This window comes from Streptomyces buecherae, from assembly GCF_014295035.1.
Classification (GTDB): Bacteria; Actinomycetota; Actinomycetes; order Streptomycetales; family Streptomycetaceae; genus Streptomyces; species Streptomyces youssoufiensis.
Window position 1 is genome coordinate 1,452,957 of record NZ_CP060404.1, and the last position, 19,966, is coordinate 1,472,922.

Annotated in this window: 17 protein-coding genes; 3 read left to right on the forward strand and 14 right to left on the reverse strand. The window is 73.1% G+C overall.

Features of this window, described 5'->3' with window-relative positions:
• Nucleotides 1-125: 125 nt before the first annotated feature.
• On the forward strand, nucleotides 126-722 hold the full coding sequence (locus H7H31_RS05485; RefSeq protein ID WP_187063661.1) for a GNAT family N-acetyltransferase: 597 nt from the start codon (nucleotides 126-128) through the stop codon (nucleotides 720-722).
• 172 nt (nucleotides 723-894) lie between these two features.
• Here H7H31_RS05485 and H7H31_RS05490 read toward each other — a convergent pair whose 3' ends face one another.
• Together H7H31_RS05490 and H7H31_RS05495 are read right to left on the reverse strand one after the other, a co-directional pair.
• Nucleotides 895-1,071: a hypothetical protein gene (locus H7H31_RS05490; protein WP_187117795.1), complete on the reverse strand. Its 177-nt coding sequence runs from the start codon at nucleotides 1,069-1,071 to the stop codon at nucleotides 895-897.
• Nucleotides 1,072-1,204: 133 nt separating this feature from the next.
• On the reverse strand, nucleotides 1,205-1,603 hold the full coding sequence (locus tag H7H31_RS05495; RefSeq protein ID WP_187063662.1) for a hypothetical protein: 399 nt from the start codon (nucleotides 1,601-1,603) through the stop codon (nucleotides 1,205-1,207).
• A gap of 121 nt (nucleotides 1,604-1,724) precedes the next feature.
• Between H7H31_RS05495 and H7H31_RS05500 the strand changes: the two genes are divergently transcribed.
• Nucleotides 1,725-2,720: a helix-turn-helix domain-containing protein gene (locus H7H31_RS05500; protein WP_187063663.1), complete on the forward strand. Its 996-nt coding sequence runs from the start codon at nucleotides 1,725-1,727 to the stop codon at nucleotides 2,718-2,720.
• A 161-nt stretch (nucleotides 2,721-2,881) separates the two neighbouring features.
• Here the strand turns inward: H7H31_RS05500 and H7H31_RS05505 are convergent, their stop codons facing one another.
• Nucleotides 2,882-4,042, reverse strand: coding sequence for an FG-GAP-like repeat-containing protein (locus tag H7H31_RS05505; protein ID WP_187063664.1), 1,161 nt, complete (start codon nucleotides 4,040-4,042; stop codon nucleotides 2,882-2,884).
• Between the two features lie 296 nt (nucleotides 4,043-4,338).
• Between H7H31_RS05505 and H7H31_RS05510 the strand changes: the two genes are divergently transcribed.
• Nucleotides 4,339-5,889, forward strand: a complete 1,551-nt coding sequence (locus tag H7H31_RS05510) for a C40 family peptidase (protein WP_187063665.1) — start codon at nucleotides 4,339-4,341, stop codon at nucleotides 5,887-5,889.
• A 118-nt stretch (nucleotides 5,890-6,007) separates the two neighbouring features.
• Here H7H31_RS05510 and H7H31_RS05515 read toward each other — a convergent pair whose 3' ends face one another.
• The 11 genes from H7H31_RS05515 to H7H31_RS05565 form a co-directional block, all read right to left on the reverse strand.
• Nucleotides 6,008-6,556 (reverse strand): methylated-DNA--[protein]-cysteine S-methyltransferase, encoded by a 549-nt coding sequence (locus tag H7H31_RS05515; RefSeq protein ID WP_232109698.1) that lies wholly within the window; start codon nucleotides 6,554-6,556, stop codon nucleotides 6,008-6,010.
• Nucleotides 6,557-6,659: 103 nt separating this feature from the next.
• On the reverse strand, nucleotides 6,660-8,129 hold the full coding sequence (locus H7H31_RS05520) for a DNA-3-methyladenine glycosylase 2 (protein WP_187059630.1): 1,470 nt from the start codon (nucleotides 8,127-8,129) through the stop codon (nucleotides 6,660-6,662).
• A gap of 216 nt (nucleotides 8,130-8,345) precedes the next feature.
• On the reverse strand, nucleotides 8,346-9,080 hold the full coding sequence (locus H7H31_RS05525) for a VOC family protein (RefSeq protein ID WP_187060650.1): 735 nt from the start codon (nucleotides 9,078-9,080) through the stop codon (nucleotides 8,346-8,348).
• 66 nt (nucleotides 9,081-9,146) lie between these two features.
• Entirely contained in the window at nucleotides 9,147-10,553 is a 1,407-nt protein-coding gene (locus H7H31_RS05530; RefSeq protein ID WP_187060653.1) for a phytoene desaturase family protein, read from the reverse strand.
• Between the two features lie 75 nt (nucleotides 10,554-10,628).
• A complete protein-coding gene (locus tag H7H31_RS05535) occupies nucleotides 10,629-11,468 on the reverse strand; it encodes an inositol monophosphatase family protein (protein WP_232109699.1) in 840 nt (279 codons plus the stop codon).
• Between the two features lie 90 nt (nucleotides 11,469-11,558).
• Nucleotides 11,559-13,379: a gamma-glutamyltransferase family protein gene (locus H7H31_RS05540; RefSeq protein WP_187060651.1), complete on the reverse strand. Its 1,821-nt coding sequence runs from the start codon at nucleotides 13,377-13,379 to the stop codon at nucleotides 11,559-11,561.
• Between the two features lie 114 nt (nucleotides 13,380-13,493).
• Nucleotides 13,494-14,672 carry a sulfite oxidase gene (locus H7H31_RS05545; protein ID WP_187060652.1) on the reverse strand — a complete coding sequence of 393 codons (1,179 nt, stop codon included), beginning with the start codon at nucleotides 14,670-14,672 and terminating at the stop codon, nucleotides 13,494-13,496.
• A 441-nt stretch (nucleotides 14,673-15,113) separates the two neighbouring features.
• On the reverse strand, nucleotides 15,114-16,130 hold the full coding sequence (locus H7H31_RS05550) for a TIGR03842 family LLM class F420-dependent oxidoreductase (RefSeq protein WP_187060482.1): 1,017 nt from the start codon (nucleotides 16,128-16,130) through the stop codon (nucleotides 15,114-15,116).
• A 72-nt stretch (nucleotides 16,131-16,202) separates the two neighbouring features.
• Nucleotides 16,203-17,612, reverse strand: coding sequence for a dihydropyrimidinase (gene hydA / locus H7H31_RS05555; protein ID WP_187060483.1), 1,410 nt, complete (start codon nucleotides 17,610-17,612; stop codon nucleotides 16,203-16,205).
• On the reverse strand, nucleotides 17,609-18,985 hold the full coding sequence (locus tag H7H31_RS05560) for an aspartate aminotransferase family protein (RefSeq protein ID WP_187060484.1): 1,377 nt from the start codon (nucleotides 18,983-18,985) through the stop codon (nucleotides 17,609-17,611). The genes hydA and H7H31_RS05560 overlap by 4 nt, the downstream gene beginning before the upstream one ends.
• A complete protein-coding gene (locus tag H7H31_RS05565; protein ID WP_187060485.1) occupies nucleotides 18,982-19,824 on the reverse strand; it encodes a nitrilase-related carbon-nitrogen hydrolase in 843 nt (280 codons plus the stop codon). Before H7H31_RS05565 ends, H7H31_RS05560 begins: the two co-directional genes overlap by 4 nt.
• Nucleotides 19,825-19,966 lie beyond the last annotated feature (142 nt).

Genomic DNA, 19,966 nt, shown 5'->3' on the forward strand with positions numbered 1-19,966 from the left:
CGCCCGTAATTCGCGGGCCCCGGCCCGGGCGGGGGACGTACAGTGCGCCGGATACGTCAAACGATCTTCGAGTGCTCCGGCGGACGCGCGTGCTCCCTCGGAGCGGAAAGCGCAGGGCGCCCGCCATGACCTCCCCCGCGACCGCCGTACGCCTCGCCACCCGCGCCGACGTGCCGCGCGCGACCGCGACGCTGACCCGGGCCTTCGCCGACTACCCCTTCACCCGGCACACGGTGGCCGCAGACGACCACCTGCGCCGCATCGCGGAGTTCCAGGAGTTGTTCGTCGACCGGATCGGCCTCGCGCACGGCCGGGTCTGGGTCGGCGACGAGGGGGCGGCGGTGGCCGTGTGGACCACGCCGGAGACGGAGGGCGCCGATGCCGTGTTCGCCGAGTTGGCGCCGCGCTTCGCGGAGCTGGCGGGCGACCGGGCACAGGCGTTCGAGCAGGCCGAGGCGGCGTTGGAGCCACACCGCCCGCAGGGGCCGGCGTGGTTCCTGGGTTCGGTGGGCGTCGATCCCGCACACCAGGGCCGCGGGCTCGGCCGCGCCGTACTCGCGCCCGGCATCGAGGCGGCCGAGCGCGCGGGGCTGCCGGCCTACCTGGAGACCTCCGAGGCCCGGAACGTGGCCTTCTACCAGCGGCTGGGCTTCGCCGTCAGCGCGGAGGTCGAGCTGCCCGGCGGCGGGCCGCTGACCTGGGCGATGACGCGGCACGGGTAGCGTTGACGAGGCGAGGACGGGCCGGCTTGGAGTGGCTCCTGCCTCCCCCGGTGCATCGCCCCGGCAGGTCACTCCCCGCGCAGCCGCCCGGACGGGTCACCCTGGCGGAGCCGCCCTGCGGTGGCACACGGCGGAGGCATACGGCCATGGCGCGGGGAACTCGTCGGGGAGGTCAGCCGCCCCAGGTCAGGTCCTCGTCGGAGCCGATCCGCCACAGTGCTGCCGGGCCCGCCGTGGCGCTGCCACTCGCTGCGCCGGGGGCGGACATCGCCACACCGGGGGCGGGGCGTCTGACCCCGCGGACGGAACTGGCGCACGAGACGGCAACGGTGGCCCTGGAAAACGACATGACGATATCCCCCATCGAGTAGAGAGTTCGCATTCGCTGCGCGCGGATTTTCCGCCTGGAAAGGCCCGACCTCACCTGGTCGGACCCGGAAGCGAGGGAAGCGAATTCCCTGCTGATAAACGACTGTCGCGAATCAGCAGAATGGATGGAAGGGATCGTCGGTGGACGGATCGTGCCGTGGCATAAGCTGGCCAGTTGCCGCGAGGTCCGCCGCCTGCTCGTAGTAGGCGGCCACGAACGGCACCTGGCACCCGTCGAAGGTGAGGCCGCCAAGCCGCTCGTACGTGGCGAGCGCGCGCCGGCACACCGCCTCCGCCACGCCTTCGGCGGTCCGTAGCGACGGTGCGAGCAGGAACACCCCCACGACCGCGTTGCCGTCGGCCACCCGATGGACCACCACGTGCTCGACGGCCTCGCCGTCGCCCATGCACCCCGCGATCAGGGCCGCGGCGTCATCGGGCACGGCCGCACCGGGAGCCGCCGTCAGGTGCGCGTGAACCAGATACATGGCCTCATCGTCCATCTCGGGCATTTACTTGCACACACCATCAAGCGGGACTCTTTATGCCATTGCAGGAAACGGCCTACAACTGCCCGCCCGCCGCCCAATAATCGGACGTGTATTCTTAAACTGCTGCTATTGGGGGGTCTCCGTGCTTGATTCCATCGGCTTGTCCCTGCCCGCTGAGCGCTTGTATCGGGCCATGCTCGCCTACTCCGACGAAGGCGTCACCCAACTCGCTCTGCGTCTGCGGTGCTCGGAGCAAGAGGTCCGCGACAGCTTGTCCGAACTGAGCGCGCTGGCCGTGGTGCAGCCCTCCCCGAACGAGCACAGCGGTTTCCACGCCGTGCCTCCCGAGGCCGCCATGGAGTTGTTGCTCGCCCGGCAGCACGCCGAACTCGCCGCGCAGCAGCACAGGGTCGAGGCATCCCGCGCCGCCGCGGCCCAGTTGATCGCCGAGTGCTCCGCGCTCCGCCCTCGTGGTGACAGCGGAGGGTCAGAAATCGTACACGGTGCCGACGCCATCCGGGCCCGTCTCGCGCAGCTCGGCGCCGAGGCGGAGAACGAGGTGACGACCCTGGCTCCTGGGGGCGCCCACACCCCTGAGGACCTCGAAGCCAGCCGCGGGCCCAACGCCACCCTGTTGGACCGTGGCGTGCGCATGCGGACCATCTACCTGTCCAGCGTCCGCAACCACCAACCGACGCTCGACCACGTCGGTTGGCTGCACAGCCGAGGAGGCAAGGTCCGCACCACGCCGACCCTGCCCCTTCGCATGATCATCCTGGACGGCCGGAAGGCGGTCCTGCCGCTGGACCCGGCCGACGCGCGCGCCGGGGCCGTCATCCTGGACGGGCAGTCCACCCTCACCGCCTTGTGCGCCCTGTTCGAGAGCCTCTGGGCCGCCGCGCTGCCCCTCGGGGACCCGGCCCCTCCGCGCGGCACCGCCTTGCCCACTCAGGAGTCGGAGACCCTGCGCCTGCTGGCCGTGGGGCTCACGGACGAGGCCATCGCCAAGCGCCTCGGGGTCTCCCCCCGTACCGCCCGCCGCATCGCCGCCGACCTCATGGAACGACTGGACGCCCGCAGCCGCTTCGAGGCGGGGGTCCACGCGGTCCAGGACGGCTGGCTCCCCGCCACCCGCTGACCAGCGCTCGCGCTGCCCCGACAGGGCCCCCGCCGGCGGCACGGGCCCGGCCCGCGTGAGCGCGCCGGGCCCGTGTCGCCGTACGCAGCGCCGGCCCCCTCCCGCTGCGGGGCGCGGGGCGCCAACGGGTCCCCTGTGGGCAACCGTCGCCGGGCCGGGGGTTACCAGCCGGTGCCGAGGGTGTGGCGGGTGGCGAAGGTGTTCTGTCCGGTGCCGGGGTAGAGGTACATGTTCCCGGTCGTTCCTTGCGGGGCTTGGACACCGGTGATATCGGTGTTCCCGTCCCCGTTCAGATCGGCGCTGAAGATGTCCCGCATGATGTTCCATCCCGATCCCGCGGAGACCGGCGAGTTGAACGTACTCGCTCCGTTCCCGGGATAGATGAACAACGTGCCATCGGACTTCGCGCGGGCAGCGATGTCGGACTTCCCGTCGCTGTTGAAGTCCCCACCGGTGAGTTCCTCAAGGTGGTTCCATCCGGTACCGGCCATGATCGGGGAATCGAAGGTACCCGCGCCGTTCCCGGGATAGATGAACAACGTGCCATCGGACTTCGCACGGGCGGCGATATCGGCTTTGCCGTCACCGTTGAAGTCCCCACCGGTGAGTTCCTCGACGTGGTTCCATCCGGTACCGGCCATGATCGGCGAATTGAAGGTACCCGCGCCGTTCCCGGGATAGATGAACAACGTGCCATCGGACTTCGCGCGGGCGGCGATATCTGTGTTCCCGTCACCGTTGAAGTCACCACCGGTCAACTCATCCAGACTGTCCCAGCCCGTCCCCATCGACCGCCTGGCTTCCAAAGCCCCGGCCCCGTTCCCCGGGTAGACGAACAACGTCCCATTCACCTTCGCCCGCGCCACCACATCCGACCGACCATCACCAGTGAAGTCACCCCCCACAAAATCCGTCATCCCCGCATCCCCAGGCGGGTCGGTCGGCGTGGGCGGGTAGGGGTTCGCGTGGTCGCGCCCGAGACCCGCCTTGGGGCCGCAGGTGGGCCACGCACGCTCTCCCTGCACACCGAGCACCCGTTCCGCGATGAGGATCTGCTGCTGCTTCGTCGCCTGGTGAGCGTAGGGCGCGTACCCCTTTCCTCCGAAAGAGTCCCAGGTACTTCTGGAGAATTGCAGACCGCCGTAGTAGCCGTTGCCGGTGTTGATGGACCAGTTGCCGCCGCTCTCGCACTGGGCGACCTTGTCCCAGGTCGCCACGCTGGCGGCCGAGGCGGGTGAAACGGAAAGGGCGAGGGCCGCGGCGGTGCCGGCCGTCAGGATCGCGCGGACACCGCGCAGCCACGAACGCTTATGCACGGGCATGGGTTGTTCCCCCCTGAGCACATGGATGGACCGTGCAGAATCGAGCACGGCGTGAGGTGTCTCGACTTTCCTCACCCGGGGCGGGGAACGGAAGAACTTTCCGCTGGACTGATTCTGCCGTGACACAAGACGGCCAGGCTCCACTGTCCCGTGGTCGCCGCGCGACTCCACCCAGGCGACCGCCATACGCCTGTGGACGGTCTGTGACACGACACATTCCGTCCACCCCGTAAGGCTTCCGGTCACCGCGTCGTCGAGCGGAAACTGAGGCAGCACCGAGGGAGTGCGCAGCGCCGGTGCGTTTCGCTGGCGCCGCCCCCGTCGGCGCTCGTATTCCGGTGTTTTTCGACAGCACACCCGGAGAACGGGAATGTGCGCTGCTCGACACCGGGAATTCCACGACTTTCCTGCCGCATTTACCCGACTGGAGTCGCGTCATGTCCCCATCTGTTCACCACCGTCGTTCCCTCGCTCTCACCCTGGCCGGCGTCCTGGCACTCGGCGTCACGGTGCTGGAGGGCACCGCGTCAGCGTCCCCCGCCCCCGCTGCGGCGGCTGCTTCGGCGGACGGCGTACAGGACAGGGGGAGCCACGGGCAGGGAGCGCCCTCGATCCAGGAGCAACAGCGCTCCGTGCGGCTCGCGGCGGAGAGGGTGACCCGGAGCGAGGCCCTCACCAGAGCGAGTTCCTGGGTCGGCCTCGGTCTCACGTACAACCAGAACGGCACCTACCAGGGGTACCGACGCGACTGCTCCGGTTTCGTCTCGATGGCGTGGAAGCTCGGTAAGCCGGGCCTCGCGACCCCCAATTTCGTGCCCAGCGGCGCGGCCAGGAGCATCAGCAAGGCCGAGCTGCGGCCGGGTGACGCGCTGAACAACGACCGCGCCGGCAATGACGGCCACATCGTGCTCTTCGAGGGCTGGGCCGATGCCGGCAAGAACTCCTACTGGGGTTACGAGTTCAGTAGCTCCGGCGTTCACCACCGCAAGATCCCGTACCCCTACTTCGCCGGTAGCGGCACATCCAATTACAAGCCCATACGCAATGTCAACATCGTCGATGACGACACGCCGCCGCCTGGGGATGCGGGGATGACGGATTTTGTGGGGGGTGACTTCACTGGTGATGGTCGGTCGGATGTGGTGGCGCGGGCGAAGGTGAATGGGACGTTGTTCGTCTACCCGGGGAACGGGGCCGGGGCTTTGGAAGCCAGGCGGTCGATGGGGACGGGCTGGGACAGTCTGGACGAGTTGACCGGCGGTGACTTCAACGGTGACGGGAACACGGATATCGCCGCCCGCGCGAAGTCCGATGGCACGTTGTTCATCTATCCCGGGAACGGCGCGGGTACCTTCAATTCGCCGATCATGGCCGGTACCGGATGGAACCACGTCGAGGAACTCACCGGTGGGGACTTCAACGGTGACGGCAAAGCCGATATCGCCGCCCGCGCGAAGGCCGATGGGACGTTGTTCATCTATCCCGGGAACGGCGCGGGTACCTTCGATTCCCCGATCATGGCCGGTACCGGATGGAACCACCTTGAGGAACTCACCGGTGGGGACTTCAACAGCGACGGGAAGTCCGACATCGCTGCCCGCGCGAAGTCCGATGGCACGTTGTTCATCTATCCCGGGAACGGAGCGAGTACGTTCAACTCGCCGGTCTCCGCGGGATCGGGATGGAACATCATGCGGGACATCTTCAGCGCCGATCTGAACGGGGACGGGAACACCGATATCACCGGTGTCCAAGCCCCGCAAGGAACGACCGGGAACATGTACCTCTACCCCGGCACCGGACAGAACACCTTCGCCACCCGCCACACCCTCGGCACCGGCTGGTAACCACTCCCCCACACGAGGCCGTCCCCGCACTCCTGGGCGGGGACGGCCTCCGCGCGGCCAGGCCGTGGCGCGCCGACCAGCGGCGCCGACTCAGGCCCCGGCCGCGATGCGCGACGGTTCAGAAGAGCTGCTCCTGGGCCGCCCGCTCCGTGGCCTCGGCCACGAACGCGCCGTCCAGGCACTGGACGCGGCCCCGCTCGAAGTCCAGCAGTTGGCGCTTGCGCTGGAGTCCGCCGCCGTAGCCGGTGAGGCTGCCGGTGGAGCCGATGACACGGTGGCAGGGGACGATGATGCTGATGGGGTTCTTGCCGTTGGCCAGGCCCACCGCGCGGGCGGCGCTCGGCTGTCCGATGGCGTCGGCGAGTTGCCCGTACGAGATGGTCACGCCGTGCGGGATGGAGCGCAGCTCCTCCCAGACCCGGCGCTGGAACGGCGTGCCGGACAGGTGGATCGGCAGTTCGGAGAAGTCGGTGCGGCGGCCGTCGAAGTACTCGGCGAGTTGGTCGATGACCGCGGCGAAGGGCACCTCGTCCCGTTCGCCGAAGGTCTCCAGCGGCGGCCGGTGCCGGTGGTCGGTCATGTACAGACCGGAGAGCACCCCGTCGGTGGCCACCAGGGTGAGCGGACCACAGGGGCTGTCGATGAGGGTGTGGACGCGTACGGGCACGGCAGGTAGCTCTCCTTGGGCTCGGGCTGAGTGAGGGTATCGGGGGCGGCGCGACCGGCGCACGCCACGGGCGTCGGCCGCGCTCGGGGGCGGGCGGGGCGCGTCAGGCGGGCAGCAGGTTGATCGGGTGGTCCTCGGTGGCCCACAGGTACTGCACGGCGTACGCGCGCCAGGGCCGCCACCGGGCGCTGTGCCGGATCAGCGCCCCGGGGGTGCTCGGCAGGCCGAGGCCCTCGGCGGCGCGGCGGATGCCGAGGTCGGTGGGGAGGAAGGCGTCCGGGTCACCGAGGGCGCGCATCGCGATCACCTCCACGGTCCACGGGCCGATGCCGGGCAGGTCCGCCAACTGCGCGCGGGCCCGGTCCCAGTCGCTGCCGACGCCGAGCGTGATGTCCCCGGAGGCGAGCGCGTCGATCAGCGTGCCGAGGGTGGCCCGGCGGGTGCGCGGCATGGCCAGGGCCTGCGGGTCGTGGCCGGCCAGGGCCTCGGTGCTGGGGAACAGGTGGGTGAGGCCGCCGGCCGGGTCGTCCACCGGCTCGCCGTGCGCGGTGACCAGCCGGCCCGCATGGGTGCGGGCGGCTGCCGTGGAGACCTGCTGGCCGAGCACGGCCCGTACGGCGAACTCGTCGGCGTCCACCGTGCGCGGCACCCGGCGCCCGGGCGCCTTCTCCACCAGCGGTGCCAGCTCCGCGTCCGTGCGCAGCAGGTCGTCGGTGGCGACGGGGTCGGCGTCCAGGTCGAGCATGCGGCGGCAGCGGCTGATGGCGCCGGCCAGGTCGCGCTGGTCGGTCAGCGAGAGCTGGCAGCCGATGTGGTCGGGCGCCGGCCGGAGGCTGACGATGCCGTGCCCGTACGGCAGGCGCAGCGTGCGCCGGTACGCGCCGTCGCGCCACTCCTCCACGCCGGGCACGGCGGTGGCGGCGAGGTGGCCGAACAGGTTGTCCGGGCACAGCGGGGCGCGGAAGGGCAGCCGGAGGCTGAGCACGCCGGGCGCGGTGGGCCGGTCGCCGCGGCGGGTGCGCCCGCGCAGTTCCGTCGGGGAGAGGGCGAAGACCTCCCGTACCGTCTCGTTGAACGTGCGGATGCTGGCGAAGCCGGCGGCGAAGGCGACCTCGGCCATCGGCAGCTCGCTGGTCTCGATCAGCAGCCGGGCGGTCTGCGCGCGCTGCGCGCGGGCCAGCGCGAGCGGGCCGGCGCCGAGTTCGGCCAGGAGTTGGCGCTCGATCTGTCGGGTGCTGTAGCCGAGCCGGGCGGCGAGGCCCGGGACGCCCTCGCGGTCCACCACGCCGTCCGCGATCAGCCGCATGGCCCGGGCGACGAGGTCGGCGCGCTCGTTCCACTGCGGGGAGCCGGGGCTGGCGTCCGGGCGGCAGCGCTTGCAGGCGCGGAACCCGGCCTGCTGGGCGGCGGCGGCGCTCGGGTAGAACGTCATGTTCTCGACCTTGGGCGGCACCACCGGGCAGCTCGGGCGGCAGTAGATGCGGGTGGTGAGGACCGCGGTGAAGAACCAGCCGTCGAAGCGGGCGTCCTTGGACTGGACGGCTCTCACGCACCGGTCGAAGTCAGAGTGCATGCGCTCAGCATCGCGGGTGCGCACGGCTGGGGCTCGCGGAAATCCGACATGGCCCTGGAGCCGCGCCCATCTGGCTGATCTTGATCCATCGGCCCGCCGTCTCACCCTCGCCTCGCGCCGCCCCGCCCGGCCCCGTTCCGTCCCGCCCGCCCCGGGGCGGACCCGCCGGCGCCCGCCGGCGCCTACCGGTGGCGGGGCGAGGTCAGGGCGCGCCGGTCAGGCCGGGCGCACGTCGAGGCCGGCGACGCGGGTGGTGGGTGGGGTGCCGTCGGTCAGCAGCAGGGTGGTGATCCGGTCGGCCGGTCCGGCGGTGAAGTGCACGTGGCCGCCGGGCAGCGGTACGACGGTGCCGTCGGCGGTGGTCGGCAGGCACAGGAGGCGGCTCAACCAGTCGGCGGCCACGGCCGGTTCGGGCGTCTCGATCACGAAACCGACCAGGTCGTGCGCGCCGCGCCGGCCTCCCCCGCCCCGGTAGGTGTCGAGGATGGTCTGCCGGTCGGGCTCGTAGCTGATGAAGAACGGCGCCCAGCGCGGGGCGTCCGTGAGGAACGCCTCGCGGAAGGAGACGGGCGAGCCCTCCTTGGCGAAGGTCACCAACTCGACCTCGTGGCCCGCGCGGCGCAGCCGTTCGGTGGTCGCCGTGGCGTCGGTGACGTTGACCGCGAAGTTGAGCCCACCGCCGCCGGCCGCGATCTGGTCCGTCACGAAGGGCATCATCGGCGCCATCGCCCTGCCGTACGGGGAGTCGGCGAACTCCGCGTGGTCCACGACGGTGAGGATCTCGACGTAGCGCACGTCCAGGCGCCACGCGCCGTTCTGGAAGCCCAGGTAGGGCGGGTTGACGTGGGCGGGAAGGCCGGCGTCCGTGTACGCGGCGACCGCTGACGGTACGTCGGGGACGCCGTGCAACAGGTGGTCGAACTCCGGTGACTCCGGCGACTGCGTGGTCATGTCCCGCCCTCTCCCTGGAAGTTAGGTCACCCTAACAACAGCGGACGCGGCCCGCGCGCCGGCCCCCTACCAGCGGCGCAGCCCGCTCCACACCGCGCGCGCCGCGTGGTGTCCCGACATGCCGTGCACGCCGGGGCCGGGCGGGGTGGCCGACGAGCACAGGAAGATCGCGGGATGCGCGGTGGCGTAGGGGACGCGGGCCAGCTTGGGGCGCAGCACGGTCTGCAGGCCCGTGAAGGCGCCGCAGGCGATGTCGCCGCCGACGTAGTTGGCGTTGCGGGCGGCCAGTTCGGGCGGGCCGGCGACGGCGCGCGCGAGCACCCGGTCCCGGAAGCCCGGCGCGAAGCGCTCCAACTGCCGCTCGATGACCTCGGTGGCGTCCCCGCGCCAACCGCTCGGCACGTGCCCGTACGCCCAGAAGGTGTGCTTGCCGGCGGGCGCGCGGGTGGGGTCGATGAGGCTGGGCTGGGTGGTGATCAGGAAGGGCACGCTGGGGTCGCGGCCCGCGACGGCGGCGTGCAGCGCGCCGTCGATCTCGCCGAGGGTGGGACCGATGTGCACGGTGCCCGCGCGGCGCGCCTCGGCGGCCGTCCAGGGCACCGGACCGTCCAGGGCGTAGTCGATCTTGAAGGCGGCGGGCCCGTAGCGGAAGCCGCGGTAGGCGTCGCCGAGCCCCGCGATGCGGGCGAGCGCGGTGGGCGAGGTGTCGAAGACGTACGCGCGGGCGGGCGGCAGGTCGTCCAGGCGCTTGACCTCGTAGTGGGTGTGCACGGCGCCGCCGAGTTCGCGCAGGTACGAGACGAGGGCGTCCGTGATGGCCTGCGAGCCGCCACGGGCGACGGGCCAGCCGACCGCGTGCGCGGCGATCGCGAACATCAGGGCCAGGCCGCCGGTGCCGACGCCGCGCAGCGGGGCCACCGCGTGCCCGGCGAGCCCGGCGAGCAGGCCGCGGGCCTTGTCCTGGTGGAAGCGGCGGGCGAGCAGCGCGGCGGGCTGGAGGGCGAGCGAGCCGAAGCGCACCCAGGTGGCCGGGTCCCGTGGCCGCCCGAGCCACGGGGTGCGCAGGAAGTCGGCGGCCAGCGCCTCCCAGCGGCCGACGAAGGGCGCGACCAGCCGGCGGTAGGCGCCCGCGTCCCGGGCGCCCAGCGACATCGCGGTCTGGCCCACGGAGCGGGCCAGGATCGCGGCGGTGCCGTCCGGGAAGGGGTGGGCCATCGGCAGCTCGGGGTGCAGCCAGGTCAGGCCGTGCCGCTCCAGCGGCATGGCGTTGAAGGCGGGCGAGCCGGCGCCGAGGGGGTGCGCCGCCGAGCACGGGTCGTGCCGGAAGCCGGGCAGGGTCAGCTCCTCGGTGCGGGCCCCGCCGCCCGGCGCCTCGCGGGCCTCGAACACCTCCACCGCGAGGCCGCGACGGGCCAGCTCAACGGCGGCGGTCAGGCCGTTCGGCCCGGCCCCCACCACCACCGCGTCGAGCATCGACGGCACATCGGCCTCCTCGCCTGTGAGGTCGCCCGCGGTGGTGGCTACGGCGCGCGCGGCTCGTGCGCTGACCTAGCCGACCGCGGTCAGCAGGCTCAGGATATGCGCCGCGGTCTCCGCGTCCCGCGCCGCGGTGAAGGGCAGCGCGTTGCCGCCCGCGAGGCGGAAGGGCTCGCCGGCCACGGTGCCGGAGGCGCCGCCCGCCTCGGCCACCAGGAGCAGCCCGGCGGCGTGGTCCCAGGGGTTCTCCCAGGAGAAGGCCACGGCGTCCAGCAGGCCACGGGCCACGTCCAGGTACTCCAGGCCGGCCGAACCGCAGGGCCGCGGGGCGACGCCCTCGGTCATGAGCCCGGACAGGGCCGCCTTCTCCACGTCGGTGGTGAAGTCGTAGTGCGAGATGGCCACGTCGATGACCTTGCCGGCCGGGCGCGGGCCGCAGCGCAGCGGCCGGCCGCCCAGCTCGGCGCCGCCGCCCCTGCGGGCCACGGCCATCAGGTCGAGGGCGGGCGCGTACGTCCAGGAGGCGAGCAGTTCGCCGCGGTGCGCCAGCGCGACCAGGGTGGCGAAGCCGGGGTCGCCGTGGACGAACTGGCGGGTGCCGTCCACCGGGTCCACGATCCACACCGGCACCTCGCCCTCAAGGGCGGCCAGGACGCCGGCGTCGGCGTGCACGGCCTCCTCGCCGACCACCACGGAGTCGGGCAGCAGCGCGGTCAGCGCGGTGGTGAGCTGTTCCTCGGCGAGCCGGTCGGCGACCGTGACGAGGTCGTGTGGGCCGTTCTTCTGCACGATCTCGTGCTGGGCCAGTTGCCGGAACCGCGGCATGATCTCCGTGGCCGCCGCCTTGCGGACGGCCTCGTCCACCGCCGCCTCAAGGCGTGCCCATTCCCCCGGGTCCATTGCTTCGATCATGTGTCCATCGAACCACGCCCCACCAGCAGGATTGACATCGCGTGGCTGGCCGCAGGGTGAACTCCGGGAAAACCGACACGGCGGCCGGGCTCAGCGGCCGACCGCGTACCCCTGGGCCCCGCGCGGATTGGCCGCCGCCGACAGCACGCCGGTCTCCGGGTCCCGGGCGACCGCGCTCAGCCTGCCCTCCGACCAGGGCCCGCCGACGCTCACGTCGTGGCCCCTGCGGCGCAGCTCCGCGATCAGCTCCGGGTCGAACCGCTCCTCGACGGTGACGCCGCCGGGGCGCATGCCGCGCGGGTAGAACGACTCGGGGAAGCCCTCCTGGTGCCAGTTGGGTGCGTCGATGGCGCCCTGCAGGTCGAGCCCGCCGCGCACGGGCGGGCGCAGCGCCACCGCGAGGAAGAAGTGCGTCTGCCACTGGTCCTGCTGGTCGCCGCCGGGGGTGCCGAAGGCGAGGACGGGCTCGCCGTCGCGCAGCGCGAGGGAGGGCGAGAGCGTGGTGCGCGGGCGGCGCCCCGGGGTGAGCGTGTTCGGCAGGTCCGGGTCGAGCCAGGCCATCTGGAGCCGGGTGCCGAGGGGGAAGCCGAGTTCGGGGACGACGGGGCTGGACTGGAGCCAGCCGCCGCTGGGCGTCGCCGAGACCATGTTGCCCCAGCGGTCCACGACGTCCAGGTGGCAGGTGTCGCCCCGGGTGCCGCCGTCGGCCGTCACGGTCGGCTCGCCGACCCCCGCCGCTGCGCTGGTCAGCACGCCGGTCGCGGCCCGCTCGCCACGGGCCACGGCGTGGGTGTGCGCGGCCAGGCGCGGCACCCGGCCCTCGGGGTGCCCCGGGCGCAGCTCGTACGAGGCGCCTGGGCCGATCAGCGCGCGGCGGGCGGCGTTGTAGTCCGCGTCGAGGAGGGCGGCCAGCGGCACGGTGCCCGGCCCGCGCGCGTCGCCGTACCACGCCTCCCGGTCGGCGAAGGCGAGCTTGCCGCCCTCGACGAGGGTGTGCACGTACGCGGCCGTGCCGTGGTCGGCGGCGGTCAGGCCGTCCGGGAGCAGGGCGAGTTGTTGGAGCAGGACCGGGCCCTGCGACCAGGGGCCCGGCTTGCACACGGTCCAGCCCTGCCAGTCGTAGCGGGCCGGCTCCTCGTACGTGGCCTCGAAGGCGGCCAGGTCGTCGCCGCTGAGCGGGCCCGCGTGCCGCTCACCCGAGGTGTCGAGCGCCGGGCGGGCGGCGGAGGCGACCAGTGCCTCGGCTATGAAGCCGGTCCGCCACACCCGGCGCGCGGCGTCGATGCGCGCCTCGCGGTCGCCGCCGGCCGCGTCCGCCTCGGCCAGCAGGCGCCGCCAGGTGGCGGCCAGCGGCCGGTTGGTGAACAGGGTGCCGGGGGCGGGCGCCTTCCCGCCGGGCAGGTAGACCTCAGCCGAGGTGGTCCACTCGCTCTCGAACAGGGCCCGCACCCGCTCCACGGTCTCCGTCAGCCGCTCGACGGGCGGGTGGCCCGCCTCCGCGTAGCCGATGGCGTACCGGAGCACGGACGCGAGCGACTTGGTGCCGTGGTCGCGCAGGAGAAGCAGCCACGCGTCGAAGGCGCCGGGGACGGCGGCGGCCAGCGGCCCGGTGCCGGGGACCAGCTCCAGGCCGAGGTCGCGGTAGGCGGCGGCGCTGGCGCCGGCCGGCGCGGGGCCCTGCCCGCACAGCACGCGCACCGCGCCGCCGGCCGGGGCGATGATGATCGGGACCTCGCCGGCCGGGCCGTTCAGGTGCGGCTCGACCACGTGCAGCACGAACGCGGCGGCCACGGCCGCGTCGTAGGCGTTCCCGCCGTCCTCCAGGACCGCCATCGCCGACTGGGAGGCGAGCCAGTGCGTCGACGAGGCCATGCCGAAGGTGCCGTGCAGGGTGGGCCGGGTGGTGAACACGAGAGCGGGCTCCTCGGGCCGGGGGCGGGTGCGCTGGCGCGAGCGTACGCAGCGCGCGCACGGTCGCGGCAGTACGCCCGCCCCCGGCCTCGGGGCGAGGAGTGGGTGACCGGCTCAGACGACCGTGACCGGGAGGCGGACCACCGCGTCGAAGAAGTAGCCCTGGGTGTTGGGCGGGGTGTGGTCGGGCTGGGTGTTGCCCGCCGCGTCGGTGGCCCGGGCCAGCAGCGTGGTCGGGCCGGTGGCGTGTGGGTGCCAAGGCACGGACCAGCGGACCCAGCCGTACCGGCGCGGCGGGTCCTGGAGCTGGGCCCGGCGCCAGTGCGCCCCGCCGTCGGTGCTCACCCGCACCTCGACCACGGGCGCGTGCCCGGACCAGGAGCGGCCGGTCAGCCGGTGGGTGTGGCGGGCGTCGAGGGTGGCGCCGTGGTCCAGTTCGAAGGTGGATCTGACGGGCTGTCGGGTCAGCGGCGCGCTGCCCTGCGGCGGGTGGCCTGGCCCGAACAGCCGGTAGTAGTCGGTGTCCCAGGGCGAGTGCAGGGCCTCGGCGCTGACCTCGATGTCGCCGAGCCACTTGATGGAGGCGATGCCGACCCAGGACGGCACCACCACGCGGAGCGGGAAGCCGTGGTCGGGCGGCAGCGGCGCGCCGTTCATCTCGTACGCGAGGAGCACGTCGGCCAGCGCCTTGGCGACCGGCAGCGGGCGGCGCACCCGGCCCTGGTTCACGCCGGCCGTGACGTACTCCGCGTCGAGCCCGCGCGGCATGACGGCCACGGCGTGGTCGCCGATCCCCGCCCGGTGCAGCACGTCGGCCAGGCGCACCCCGCGCCAGCGGGCCACGCCGACGGCGCCGAGCGTCCAGGGCGTGCCGGTGACGGTGTCGTGCTGCTGGGAGGCGAAGTAGCCGCGCGCGTTGCCGGCGCACTCGATGGCCACATCGCGGCTGACGGCGGGCAGGGCGCGCAGGTCGGCCAGGGTGAACCGGACGGGCCCGCCGCGCAGCCCGCTGCCCCACACGGTCAGCCGCCAGGTGTCCGCGTCGAGGGCGGGGGTCGCGGTGTGGTTGCGGACGAAGAAGCGGTCGTTGGGCGTGTGGAAGCCGGTGCCACGCAGGGCCGACGGGCGGGTTTCGGCGTTGGTGCCGTGGCGGGTGAACACGTCGGCCGGCAGCGGTTTGACGATGCCGCCGGGCGCCTCGGCCGCCACGGCGGGCGTAGCGGCGCGGGCGGCCTGGGCGGCGACGGGGACGGTGGCGAGCAGCTTGAGGACGGTACGTCGGGCAGAAGTCATCGCGGAACACCTCGGGAGGAGAGCGCTGGCGGGCGCGGACGCCCGGGAGCGCGGGAGGGGCGAGGGAGCGGGCGCGCGGGGCGCGCGGGGGCGAGGCAGGCGTCAGCGACAACAACGACAGGGGCGCGGCACAGAGCGCGCGGTGACAGCCATGCGGGCATCTTAGACACGCGCCCGGGCCGGGTCAGCGCCTCCCGCACGACGGCTGCGGCGCACCGCTCGAACGGCGGCCGGCCACCCGGCGGTACGGGGCGGGGCGTGCCCAACACGGCTCAACGCGGCCCAACACGGCCCGGGCGACGGGGCGGCGGGGCGACGGGGCGACGGGGCGACGGGGCGGCGGGGCGACGGGGCGGGGATGACGGCGGGCGGTGGCGGGGGCCGGCCGGGTAGCGGCGGGGCGGGGCCGGCCGGTGGTGCGGCCGGTCCCGCGCTGCCGGGCTACAGGGCCTCGAAGCCCGGGATGACCTCCTGGCCGTAGCCGTCGATGACGTGCTCGCGCGCGTCGTGCATCGCGTACACGGCGAACTGGTCGACGCCCAGGTCGCGCAGGGCGGCCAGGCGGGCGATGTGGGCACGCGGCGGGCCGATGAGGCAGAAGCGGTCGACGATCTCGTCGGGGACGAACTCGGTGTCGGGGTTGTCGGCGCGGCCGTGGTGGGCGTAGTCGTAACCCGTGCGCCGCTCGATGTAGCCGGTGAGTTCGGCGGGGACCAGGTCGGAGTCCTGGCCGTAGCGGCTGACGAGGTCGGCGACGTGGTTGCCGACCATGCCGCCGAACCACCGGCACTGCTGCCTGGCGTGCGCCAGCGCCTCGGGCGTGTCGTCGCACAGGTAGGCGGGCGCGGCGACACAGATCCTCACCTCGCGCGGGTCGCGGCCGGCGTCGGCCGCCGCGTCGCGCACCGCCGTGACCATCCACTCCGTCAGCAACGGGTCGGCCAGTTGCAGGATGAACCCGTCGGCCTTCTGCCCGGCCAGCGCCAGCGCCTTGGGCCCGTACGCCGCCATCCACACCGGCAGCCGGCCCCCGCGCACCCACGGCAGCCGCACCGTGGCGCCGTCCACCACCGCCTCGCGCCCCTCGGCGAGGTCGCGCAGGGCGTCGATGCAGGTGCCGAGGGTGGCCAGGCTGCACGGGCGGCGGCCGGCGACGCGTAGCGCCGAGTCGCCGCGGCCGATGCCGCACACGGTGCGGTTGCCGTACATCTCGTTGAGCGTGGCGAAGGTGGAGGCCGTCACCTCCCAGGTGCGGGTGCCCGGGTTGGTGACCATGGGGCCGACGATGAGGCGCTCGGTGTGTTCGAGCACCCGGCTGTGGATGACGAACGGCTCCTGCCACAGCACGGCGGAGTCGAACGTCCAGCCGTAGCGGAAGCCGTTGCGTTCGGCGCGCCGCATCAGGCCGACGGTCTGCGCGGCGGGTGGGTCGAGCTGCAAGACGAGGCCGAAGTCCACGGTGGCCCTCCTGACGTGACGGGGTGGGGGTGGCCCGGCGGCCGGGGCCCGGAGGTGGCCGGGGCAGCCGGGCTAGTGCAGGTACGCGCAGGTGTCGCGCGGCACGTACCGGCCGTGGCCCGCGCGGCCGGTGAAGGTGCGCCGGTCGATGACGACCTCGCCGCGCGAGAGCACCGTCTCGCACCGGCCGGTGACCTCGCGGCCCTCGTACGCCGAGTAGTCCACGCTCATGTGGTGGGTGCGCGCGGAGATCACCTGGCTGGCCCGCGGGTCGTAGATGACCAGGTCGGCGTCGGAGCCGGGGGCGATGGTGCCCTTGCGCGGGTAGAGGCCGAACATCCGGGCCGGGGCCGCGCAGGCGATGTCGATCCAGCGGCGCCGCGAGATGTGGCCGTCGACCACCCCCTGGTGCAGCAGGTCCATCCGGTGCTCCACGCCGGGCAGCCCGTTGGGGATCTTCGAGAAGTCGCCGCGGCCCAGCTCCTTCTGGCCCGCGAAGCAGAACGGGCAGTGGTCGGTCGAGACCACCTGGAGGTCGTCGGTACGCAGGCCGCGCCAGAGCGCGGCCTGGTGCTCGCGGGGCCGCAGCGGCGTGCTGCACACGTACTTGGCGCCCTCGAAGTCCGGCTCGGCCAGGTTGTCGACGGACAGGAACAGGTACTGCGGGCAGGTCTCGCCGAAGACCGGCAGCCCCGCGTCCCTGGCCCGCGCCAGCTCCGCGAGCGCCTCGGCGGCGGAGACGTGCACCACGTACAGCGGGCAGTCGGCGACCCGGGCCAGCGCGATGGCCCGGTGCGTGGCCTCCGCCTCCAACAGGGTCCTGCGGACCTCGCCGTGGTGGCGCGGGTCGGTGCGGCCCTCGGCGACGGCCTGCTCGACCAGGACGTCGATGGCCGGGCCGTTCTCGGCGTGCATCATGACCAGCCCGCCGTTGCGGGCGCCGTGCTGCATGGCGCGCAGTATCTGACCGTCGTCGCTGTAGAACACGCCGGGATAGGCCATGAACAGCTTGAACGAGGTGACGCCCTCGGCGACGAGCAGGTCCATCTCGCGCAGGGAGCGCTCGTTGACGTCGGAGACGATCATGTGGAAGGCGTAGTCGATGGCGCAGTTGCCCTGCGCCTTGGCGTGCCAGCCGTCCAGGCCGTCGCGCAGCGTGTAGCCCCGGGACTGCACGGCGAAGTCGACGAGGGTGGTGGTGCCGCCCCAGGCGGCGGCGGTGGTGCCCGAGGCGAAGGTGTCGCTGGAGAACGTGCCGCCGAACGGGAACTCCAGGTGGGTGTGGGCGTCCACACCGCCCGGGATGACGTACCTGCCGCGCGCGTCGATCTGCCGCGCCGCGCTCCACCCGGCCGCGAACTCGGTCTCCGGCGCGGCCACGGCCACCACCCGGCCGTCCTCGATCAGCACGTCGGCGTGGACCTCGTCGGCCGCCGTGACGACGAGCCCGCCACGGACGACGGTACGGCTGGCTTCGCTCATGAGGCGTGGTTCCCTTCCGCGTCGGTCCGGATGGACGGGTCGGCGGCCGTGGCCCGCAGCGCGGCCTCAAGGATGGCCGCGCCCTCGTCGGCCTCGGCGACGGTGAGGGTCAGCGGCGGGGCGACGCGCAGCACGCTGCCGTGGTGGCCGCCGCCCTTACCGATCAGCAGCCCGCCCTCGCGCGCCGCTTCGAGGACCGCCGACGCGGCCCGTGGGTGCGGCTCCTGGCTGCCGGGCCGCACCAGTTCGACGCCGATCATCAGGCCGCGCCCGCGCACCTCGCGCACCAGGTCGAGCCCGGCCGTGGCCGCCCGCAGCCGCTCGATGAGCAGCCCACCGACCCGGCGGGCGTTGCGCTGCAGGTCGTGGTCGATGAGGTAGCCGAGGTTGGCGAGCGCCGCGGCCATGGTGACCGGGCTGCCGCCGAAGGTGGAGATGGAGTTCGCGTTTAGGCAGTCCATGATCTCGGCGCGGCCCACCACGCCGCCGACGGACATGCCGTTGCCGATGCCCTTGGCGAAGGTCAACAGGTCGGGCGGGCCGCTGCCGGCGTGCGCCTGCCAGCCCCAGAAGTGGTCCCCGGTGCGGCCCCAGCCGGTCTGCACCTCGTCGCTGATCCACAGGATGCCGTGCCGGTCGAGGACCTCGCGGAAGGCCGCGTACAGCCCGTCCGGCGGCGAGGTGAAGCCGCCCACGCCCTGGATCGGCTCGGCGATCAGCGCCGCGACCCGGCCGTGCGCCTGCCCGAGCAGGTCCGTGAGGTCGGCCACGCACGCCTCGACGAACCGCTCGTCGGTGAGGCGGGCGAACGGGCCACGGGAGCGCACCCCGCCGTGCGCGAACAGCGTGTGCAGCGGGGAGGCGCCGGTGGGCGACCAGTCGCGGTTGCCGGTGACGCCGACGGTGGAGAACGACCGGCCGTGGTAGCTGTTGCGCATCGCCAGCACCTGCTGGGAGCCGCGGGCCGCGGTGGCGAGCAGCAGGGCGGAGTCGTTGGCCTCGGTGCCCGACGTGGTGAAGAAGACCCGGGCGTCGGGGATGCCGGAGAGCTGCGCGATCCGCTCGGCCAGCTCCACCATGGGCCGGCTCAGGTAGAGCGTCGAGGTGTGCGCGATGCGTCCGACCTGTTCGCTGACGGCCCGGGTGACCTCGGGCAGCGCGTGCGCGGTCATGGTCGTGAGGATGCCGCCGAAGAAGTCCAGGTAGCGCCGCCCCTCGGCGTCCCAGACGTGCCGGCCCCGGCCGTGCGTCAGCTCGATGGGCTGGTCGTAGTTGAGGGCGAGCCACGCGGGCAGCACGGCCCGGTGCCGCCGCAGCAGGTCCGCGTGGGCGCCGGGTGGCCGGGGCGGTGGGTCTTCGGGGCGCGCGGTCACGGCCGCACCAGCCCGGTGTACGCGTCCGGGCGGCGGTCGCGGTAGAACGCCCACTGCTGGCGCACCTCGTCGATGAGGCCGAAGTCCAGGTCCCGTACGAGCAGTTCCTCGGCCGTGTCGCTGGCGGGCGCGCCGACCAACTGGCCGCGCGGGTCCGCGAAGTAGGAGGTGCCGTAGAAGTCGTTGTCGCCGTACCTCTCCATGCCGACGCGGTTGATGGCGGCGACGAAGTACGCGTTGGCGACGGCCGCGGCGGGCTGTTCCAGGCGCCACAGGTGCGCGGAGAGGCCGCGGGCGGTGGCGGAGGGGTTGTAGACGAGTTGCGCGCCGCCGAGCCCGAGTTCCCGCCAGCCCTCGGGGAAGTGCCGGTCGTAGCAGATGGTGACGCCGACCTTGCCGACGGCGGTGTCGAAGACGGGCCAGCCCAGGTTGCCCGGCCGGAAGTAGAACTTCTCCCAGAACCCCCTGAGCTGCGGGATGTGGTGCTTGCGGTACTTGCCGAGGAAGCTGCCGTCGGCGTCGATGACGGCGGCGGTGTTGTAGTACACGCCGGGCTGCTCGATCTCGAAGACGGGGGCGACGATCACCATGCCGGTCTCGCGGGCGAGTTCCCGCATTCGGGTGACGGTCGGCCCGTCCGGTACGGGCTCCGCCCAGCGGTAGTGCTCGGGCTCCTGCACCTGGCAGAAGTACGGGGCGTTGAAGACCTCCTGGAAGCCGATCACCTGGGCGCCCCGCTCGGCGGCCCGGCGGGCGTGCTCCTCGTGCCCCGCGATCATCGTCTCCGTGTCGCCCGTCCAACTCGCCTGCACCAGCGCGGCACGCACAACAGTGGCCATGAGCTGCTCCTTCGTCGGGCCGTCAGCCAGAGGTGGACCAGTGCTCCACACGCGTAGATCACGTGAGGATGCGACCGTAAGGCCCGTCACGGACGGTGGCAAGACCATCGGCGGTGAGCGACGAAGTCGATCACATTCCGGG